The following is a 7,782-nucleotide window of genomic DNA, read 5'->3' on the forward strand; positions in this document are numbered from 1 at the left end:
CCTTGTATTCCCTGGCCTCAGTCCGTCTCTCGCGCAACCCGGAAGCCGGTGATCTCGCTGGCCTGGCCGGAGAAGTTGCGACTCAAGCCGATGTCACAGGTCGACAGGTTGTCCTGGAACGCACCGCCGCGAGCCGCATGCCCACCGCCGTCACGCACCACTTCCTGTACGTTGCCGACGTAGTTCATCAGGCCCCACGGATTTGCACGCCCGGACTTGATCTCGAGCATCGTCAGACCCTTGAGGATCTGCCCGCCCTGGGTAACACGGCAGTTGAAGTTGGTCACTGCCTTCGGGTTGGTTGCAGTGGCCGCATAGCTCCACTCGGCCGCGGTCGGCAGGCGATACTGCTTGCCGGTCGTCTGGGTCAGCCAGTTGACGTAACCCTGCATGACGCTGAGCGAAATGTTGGTAGCCGGCATGCCGGTATCCGAGTTGACCGGGCAATTGCTGCTGGCCCTGCAATAGGCGTTCAGGTCGCCGTTCGAAATCTCGTACTTGCCGATGGCGAAGGGCTTGCTGATGCCGCCGCCTGCAGGTACGACAACCAGCTCCGGACCACGCGTGCTGCCGCTCAGGATATCGAAGCAGACAGCGCGACCGGAGCGGCCGAAGCCGGCCAGGCTTGCGGTGCAGGGCCGCGAGCCATCGGCACTGCGGGTCGGCGCGCGGGTGGTCGTGAAGTTCTTGGCGAGCTCGTCCTTGTACTTAGGATTGTCGGTCCAGAAGCTCAGTGCAGCATCGAGGTAACGCTTGGCTTCCGTTTTCTGGCCACGCGCCATCAGCTGCTGGTAGCTCGAGTAGTAGACATTGGCCTGGTCCTGGCGCTCGCCGAGTTCTCTCGCAAATTCGGCGACCTGCTGGTTGCCTGGCTCTTCACGACGCGCCGTGGCGAGAATGTTCTCCGCCTCGGTGAGCTGCTTGCGCTCCATGGCCTGGCGGGCCGACGGGACGTACTTGGAGGGACGGGGCGGGGCCTTGAGGCTCAGACCGTCAATGACGCGCGTTCCGGGGAACAGGCGCTTGGCGGCATCCCACAGGTCGTTGGCCGCAGTCACGTCAGAGGCTTCCAGTCGCTTGATGCGATCGGCCAGCTGGCGCATGGCTTCGTTCTGGATGGCGGTAGCGTCATCCGGGAACAGGCCACGAACTTCACGCAGCAGCGGCGGCAGGTTGCCGATGGTGCCGGTCGTAGCCTGGGCTGCGCCCTTGATCAGCTGCTCGCGCTTGGCGAGGTTCTCGTAGTCCGAGAGGGCCTTCTCGAGGCCCTGCATGCCCGGCACGTATTCCAGGCCACGCTGCGCGAACTGCACGGCGTTGGCGAATTCCTCGCGCTCCGCCTGGGCTGTAGCCAGTCGCAGGAAGCTGTCGGCAATCATCTGCGGGCCGGTCGTGGTGATGAACTCGTCATCGACGGGCAATTCCTGCTTCAGCTGCTCGAAGGTATTGATGGCCGCATTGATGTCGTTGGCATTCGTCTGTGCGACCAGGCTGTTCTTGGCCGCGTTGATCTGTGCAAGGCGGATGCGTTCGGCCTGGCGGCGGTCGAAGTCGGCCTTGGCAGCAGCCAGCTTCTCTGCCTCGGCATCGAATACAGGCAGGCCCGGGTTGAAGGCGCGGGCGGCCTGCAGGCTGCGGGTAGCGGCATCAAAGCGTTCGGCTTCGACCAGCTGGCGGGCATTGTCGACATAGGAATCGACGATGCGCGTCTGCATCTGGTCGAACCAGGTGTTGCCCGGGCGCAGCAAACTGATGGTTTCCTTGAAATTGCGAAGCAGTTCATCGGACCACTCGTTGTTGTACTGCGGCGAGGCCAGCAACCTGTTCATGGCCTGCTGGCGCTCGTCCAGGGCCGCCAGCACTTCGCCGAGGTTCTCGGGCTGGTAGCCGGCGTTCACTTCCGCACGGGACAGGGTATTGCGCATGTCCAGCAGTTCAGGCACGGAGAACATGGTCGCGAAGGTGCGCAAGAGGCCTTCGGCCTGGCGCCATTCGCTCGCTGCGATTGCCTGCTGCAGGCTGCTGCTGACCGAGCTGCGCAGCGGCGTGACGATTTCCTTCAACAGTGCGTCATCCGGGCGAAGTTCCTCGAGACGACGGAGGTCGTCGACGACCGTGGCGTAATCAGCCACCGTCTTGAGATCGCCCTTGGCTGCGTTGAGGCGATCCTTGATCTCGGCGACCAGTCGCGCATCGGCCTGGCGCTGCAGTTCGCGTGTCACCTGGTCATCCAGGTTGAGCAAGGAAGCATCCGTCGCCGAGTAGTCGAGACCGGCGGTCAGGTATTCCTTGGCGCGCTGCCATTCGCCGTCGGCGATGGCCTGCTCTGCCAGGGTGGCATAACGTTGCGAAAGACGGGCGTCTTCGAGCAGCGGGTTGCCGGGATCGGCCTGGCGCAGCTTGGCGAGCAGGTCGGTAATGTCATCCTCGCCCTCGATCGGCATGAGCCGGTCTTCTGCCAGGTAGTTGTCGAAATCGGTGGTCAGTTCCGAGATCAGGCCGTTCCGGCGGCTGATGATGTCGGACTCGATGCTCAACAGGGCGGCCGAGTCCTCGTAGTACTGCTTGGCTTCCTGGATGACGGCAAGCGCCTGCGGGAAATCGTACTTGTCCTGGGTTTCGTCGATCGCCGCTTCGGCGCGTTGCTCGAAGTACTCGAAAATCGTTTCACGACCGATGTCGAGCAGGTTCTGGTCGGCACGTTCGCTCAGCTCGTCGCTCTTGATCAGCTCCAGCACTTCCGGCACCTGGCGCTGTCCGGCGTCGAGCTCGGCAATGATGTTGTTGACTTGCTTGTCTTCGATGAATTCGACAACCGGCTTGTAGGCCAGCACGCCGATCAGCAACGAGAAACCGATGCTGGCAGCGGCAATCTGCAGCGTGTAGCTCTTCTTGAAGCGAACGCCATCCCAGAACTCCTCGACGGAGCTCGTGCGATCGGCACGCTTGAAGGCAAGGGCCTTCATCAACGCCTTGTTCTGTCGCTTGGTGAAGCCGGGCTTGTTGATCGGGGCAGGGGAGAGACCTTTCTCCATTGCCTTGACGGACGACAGCTTGTTGAACGGATGCTTGCCCGTCAGCAGTTCATAGGCGACACAGGCCAGCGCGTAGATGTCATCGCCCGGTGCCGGATCCTCGCCTTCGAACATTTCCGGGGTTGCGTAGGCGGGCGTCAGCGCGCCCAGCTGGCCCGGGTCGAAGACCGTGGTTTCGCCGGCCGCATCGGAACGGGTGGTCGATGCGCGCGCGATACCGAAGTCGAGAATCTTGACCGTGCCGTCCTTGAGGTAGAAACAGTTGCCCGGCTTGAAATCGGAATGCACGAGGTTGCGGGCATGTGCGTATTCCAGGCCTTCACAAAGTTGCTGCACGATGCCGAGCGCGTCCTCGGTCGGCAGGCCGCCCGGCGGCAGCTTCTTGATGAACTGCGCCAGCTCCTGGCCTTCCATGAGCTCCATGGTGAGATAGACGGTCGGACCGTCGCGGTCGAAGTCGTACACCGTGGTGATGTTCGGGTGAGCCAGCTTCTGCGCCTTGGAGGATTCTCGCTGCAAGGCGATGAACGCCTCGGGGTGCTCACGGAAATCACCGGACAGCAGCTTGACGGCGATGTAGGGGTTGCGGTCCTTGGCTTCGACCTTGAGAAGGTCACGGGCCTTGTAGACCTTGCCCATACCGCCCTCGCCGATGGCCGAGAGCAGTTCGAAACGATCCTTCAGGATGGTGCCGGGGCCGATGCTGTCCGGGTCGAGGGCGGAACCCTTGCCCTGGAAGTTGGTGGCCGTCGGCCAGCCGGTACCGGTCGGGCTGCTCATGCCGCCGCCGGGCGCCGTGGAATTCGCCATGGCGAACGGGTCTTCCTCGTCCGAACCACGCAGGGCGCCGGGACGCTGGGTCGGGTCGTCACCACCTACGACAGTGGCATCGGGGTCGCGAACAACCTCGGTCTTGTCACCGCCAGCCTGGGGAACGACTTCGGTCTTGTCGGAATCGGCAGGCTTCTGCACGACTTCGGTCTTGTCGGAATCGGCTGGCTGCATGACTTCCGTGCGATCACCAGCATTGGGATCGGACGCCGGCGCATCACCGGTCGCAAAGGGGTCGATGGTGCCGAAGGGGTTTTCTTCCGACTGACCGACAGCCTGGCCGCCGTCGTCTTCGCTCGCCGTGGTGTCTTCGCTGCTGTCGGATGACGCGGGTTCGGCAGGTTCTTCAAGGCTTAGCTCACCGTCGAAGGAGGGCGCCTCCATTTCCGGATCGACCACGGTCTTGTCGCCGTCGTCGGCGGCGGGCACTTCCAGGTCGAAATCGAATTCCAGGCCGCCATCGTTGCCCGAGTCGCCACTCGGCTCACCTTCGATCATTCCCTGCAGCGCGGCGACCATGTCGTCGGGCAAGGCCCCCTTCACTTCGTCAAGCTGGGCACTCAACTGCTCCCGGGTGGCATCGCCTTCCTCGAGTGCATCTTCCACCCAGCTGCGAACCGTTTCGAGGCTGGCATTTCCCTGTGTCAGCTCCGAGAGCAAGTCTTTGAAATCGGCCACTTCAGTTTCCCCTGGCTGCGACCCTGCGCCGCCGTCTGCTTGTTGTCAGAATATTCAGTTTATGGTCACCGTGATGACGGTGACGTTGTCTCTTGCGCCTCGGTCCAGTGCGAGGTCCACACCGGCCTTGGCGCGATTGCCGCGTCCCTTCAGTATCTTGGTGATGTCCGCCGGCTGCAATTCCTTGTAAAGACCGTCACTGCAGAGCAGGAAGCGATCCCCTTTCTGCAGTTCGAAAATGTCCATGTCGACAAACACCTCGGGCGCCGCCCCGATGGCGCGCGTGATCCGGTTGGCCTGCGGATGGTGCTCGGCTTCTTCCTGGCTGATCAGGCCGACATCCACCATGTCTTCGACCATGGCATGGTCCTGGGTCAGCTGTTCCAGTGTTCCCTTGCGCAGGCGGTAGACGCGGCTGTCACCTGCCCAGATGCAGATGGCGTGGCTGTTGCGGGCAATCATGACGGATACCGTGCTGCCGATGGTCTGCTTCTCGGAATCCTCGGCCAGCTTGACGAGCCGTGTGTTCACATCACGAAGGCAGCGTTCGACCTGGTCGGCCAGCTGCGCCAGGGAATCGGCGGCCGGCATCTCGTCCAGCGCGGCCGTGATGGCCTGGCTGGCAACATCGCCAGCTGCATGACCCCCCATGCCATCCGCCACGACCCAAAGACCCTTTTCAGGGCGATCCAGGCAGGAATCCTCGTTGACCTTGCGGACCGTACCGACGTGGCTGACGGCTTCGGAGCTCCAGGCAAATCCTTCTGTCGACCCCATCAATAACCCCTGAGCTGCCTCTGATGTAGTGCCTGCCGTACGCCATCCGGAGTACCCCCGATTCCGGCTTGCAGGTTGACATAAAATATAGCGGCTGGCGCACGATTGCCATAATAAAAGTGAAGATTGTTGGGTACTTGGCTGGCAGTGTTCAGGCTGAAAATAAGTGGAAACAAGTCCGATATTGAACTAATCAATATTCCAGCCTTGGATTATTGCAAATCAGCCGTTTGCAGAATATTGTTAAGTCGCAATATTCGGGGGTTGTCACCGATTGGTGACGGCATGGCGCTGTGGTAGCGGACCTTTACATGGAGGCGGGGTGCCACGGCGAACAGATCGGTGCTGAACCGATTCTTGAGGGGATTACATGCAAGTCGTGATTGAATCTTCCGCAGGCCTGGTCGGCGTGACGACCAGGCATATCCGCATGGTCATGTTGGGCGTGTTCGCCTGCCTGTCGACGCCGGCGCTGGCCAACACGCCGTTGCCGTTGCCAGACCTGCCGCCACTTCCAGGTGGTTCGTCGCAGCCGCAGACACAAGGTGAATTGCCTTCTCCGGTATTGCCTGCTGCACCCGTGCTCGATCCCAACCAGCTGGTGTTCGAAATTCCGCCGGTCTTCCAGCGCCCACTCGGTGTCGACGAGGGCGGTCGTGTATTCGTGCGCAAGTTCGTCATCACCGGCGTGATCGATGATCCGGAAGCCGGCATCATCAAGGAAGAAATCGATGCCCGCGTTGCCGCGCGCTTCGAAGAACTGAACGAACTGCTTGCGCGCCTCCGTGTGGCGCGCCAGAACCAGGAGGATGTCGGGCCGGATGGCTTCACGCCGGACGAGCGCGAAGCAATTGTCGATTTCATGTCGGATGTGGTGCGCGACCTGAGCCCTGATCGCCAGGTGCGTGCCTACCAGTCTTTCGTGGACCAGTTGCGCCTGCAGCGACTCGAGCGCAACCAGGGCCTGACCATCGGCCAGTTGCAGTTGATTGCCGATGAAATCACGCGCTATTACCGCGAGCGGGGTTACTTCCTTGCTCGCGCCGTCGTGCCGGCCCAGGAAGTCGTGGAAGGCATCGTGGCGATCCGCGTGCTGGAAGGACGCCTCGGCCAGGTCTTGTCCGACGGCAACCGTCGCTACAGCCATTCGCGCCTGCAGGCACCGTTCCGTGACCTGACCGGCAAGCTCGTTACCGTGGAAAAGACGGAAGACGCCTTGCTGACCTTGCAGGGTTATCCCGGTTTGAGTGCTGTCGGCGTGTTCCAGCCTGGCGGTGAAGTCGGTGAGGCCGATTTGCTGATCAACGTGTCGGAGGAGGACCCGCTGGACTTCCTGGTACGCGTGGACAATCACGGTACGCGCTTTACTGGCGAAAATCGCCTGCTGGCCGATGCCATTTGGAACAACCCGTTTGGCGCGGCCGATTATCTCGAGCTGACCGTGCTGCAGACGTACTCGCCGGACAACTCGCTGTTCGGCTCGTTGAAGTACCAGGTGCCGTTTTCCAACCCGCGTCACAAGATCGGCATCGAACTGACCAACAATTCCTTTGACGTCGACAGCCTTTCCCAGTCTGCAACCGACAACGACGCGGGCGGTACTTCGGACATCTACCGCCTCTACTACGACTGGAACCTCAGCCGGACCCGTGCACGCCGCACGGCCCTCAAGTTCGATCTCGCGCGCAAGGTTGCCGACACCGAGGTGTTCGGCCGGGTCACTGCACGCGATGATATCGACGTGTTCGGTGCGCAGTTCGATTACGAGTTGATCAGTGCAGAAACCGCAACCATCGTCACGGCCTATGCCCGCGTCGATATCGGCCTTGACGGTGCGCTCGGTGCACCGACCGTGGAAGAACTCGAAGACGGCAGCATCCAGCCGCCGCCGACTATCGCGGGAGTGGGCGCAGACTTCACCAAGGCGTCGCTGGGCATGTCGTGGTTGAAGAGCATGACTGCCAACCAGTCCTTGCTGTTGCGAGCCAACGGCACCTACACCGCCGACCCGCTGACCTCGCTGGAGCGCTTCGTCATTGGCGGACCGGCCAGCGTGCGTGGCGTGCCGAGTTCGCAGTTCCTTTCAGACTACGGCGCGTTCGTTTCCGTGGAATGGGGCGTGCGTGCGCCGGGCTTTGCAGACAAGCCGGCATTTGCCAATCGCAACTGGGGTGACCTGCTGCGCTTCACGGTGTTCGCCGATTATGCGCAGGGTTATTTCAACGAGGTTGGTGGCGGCAGCAGCGCCAACATTTTCGATGACATCACCGAATCGGGTTATGGCATCGGCATCGAGTTCGGCTTGCCGGGTTCGTTCAGCTTGAACGTCCAGGCAGCGTGGCGCAGCGGTGGTGCGGACGAAAATCCGCAACCAACCGATCCGCGCGCCGTGTTTGATGACAGTCAGTACTGGGTCGACTTCACCTGGCAGTTCTGAGCAGGTGAAGTGGTGGCCGGCATC

3 protein-coding genes are annotated in these 7,782 nt (G+C 61.8%); 1 reads left to right on the top strand and 2 read right to left on the bottom strand.

What is annotated here, in order from left to right; translation table 11 throughout:
- Positions 1-17: 17 nt before the first annotated feature.
- Positions 18-4,544, bottom strand: a complete 4,527-nt coding sequence (locus R3217_02345; protein MDX1454273.1) for a protein kinase — start codon at positions 4,542-4,544, stop codon at positions 18-20.
- A 54-nt stretch (positions 4,545-4,598) separates the two neighbouring features.
- Positions 4,599-5,321, bottom strand: a complete 723-nt coding sequence (locus R3217_02350; GenBank protein MDX1454274.1) for a protein phosphatase 2C domain-containing protein — start codon at positions 5,319-5,321, stop codon at positions 4,599-4,601.
- A 370-nt stretch (positions 5,322-5,691) separates the two neighbouring features.
- Here R3217_02350 and R3217_02355 point away from each other — a divergent pair, with 370 nt between their 5' ends.
- A complete protein-coding gene (locus R3217_02355; protein MDX1454275.1) occupies positions 5,692-7,758 on the top strand; it encodes a ShlB/FhaC/HecB family hemolysin secretion/activation protein in 2,067 nt (688 codons plus the stop codon).
- Positions 7,759-7,782: the final 24 nt, after the last annotated feature.

The sequence above is a fragment of the Gammaproteobacteria bacterium genome, from assembly GCA_033720895.1.
Taxonomy (GTDB): domain Bacteria; phylum Pseudomonadota; class Gammaproteobacteria; order Natronospirales; family JAJUFS01; genus JAWWBS01.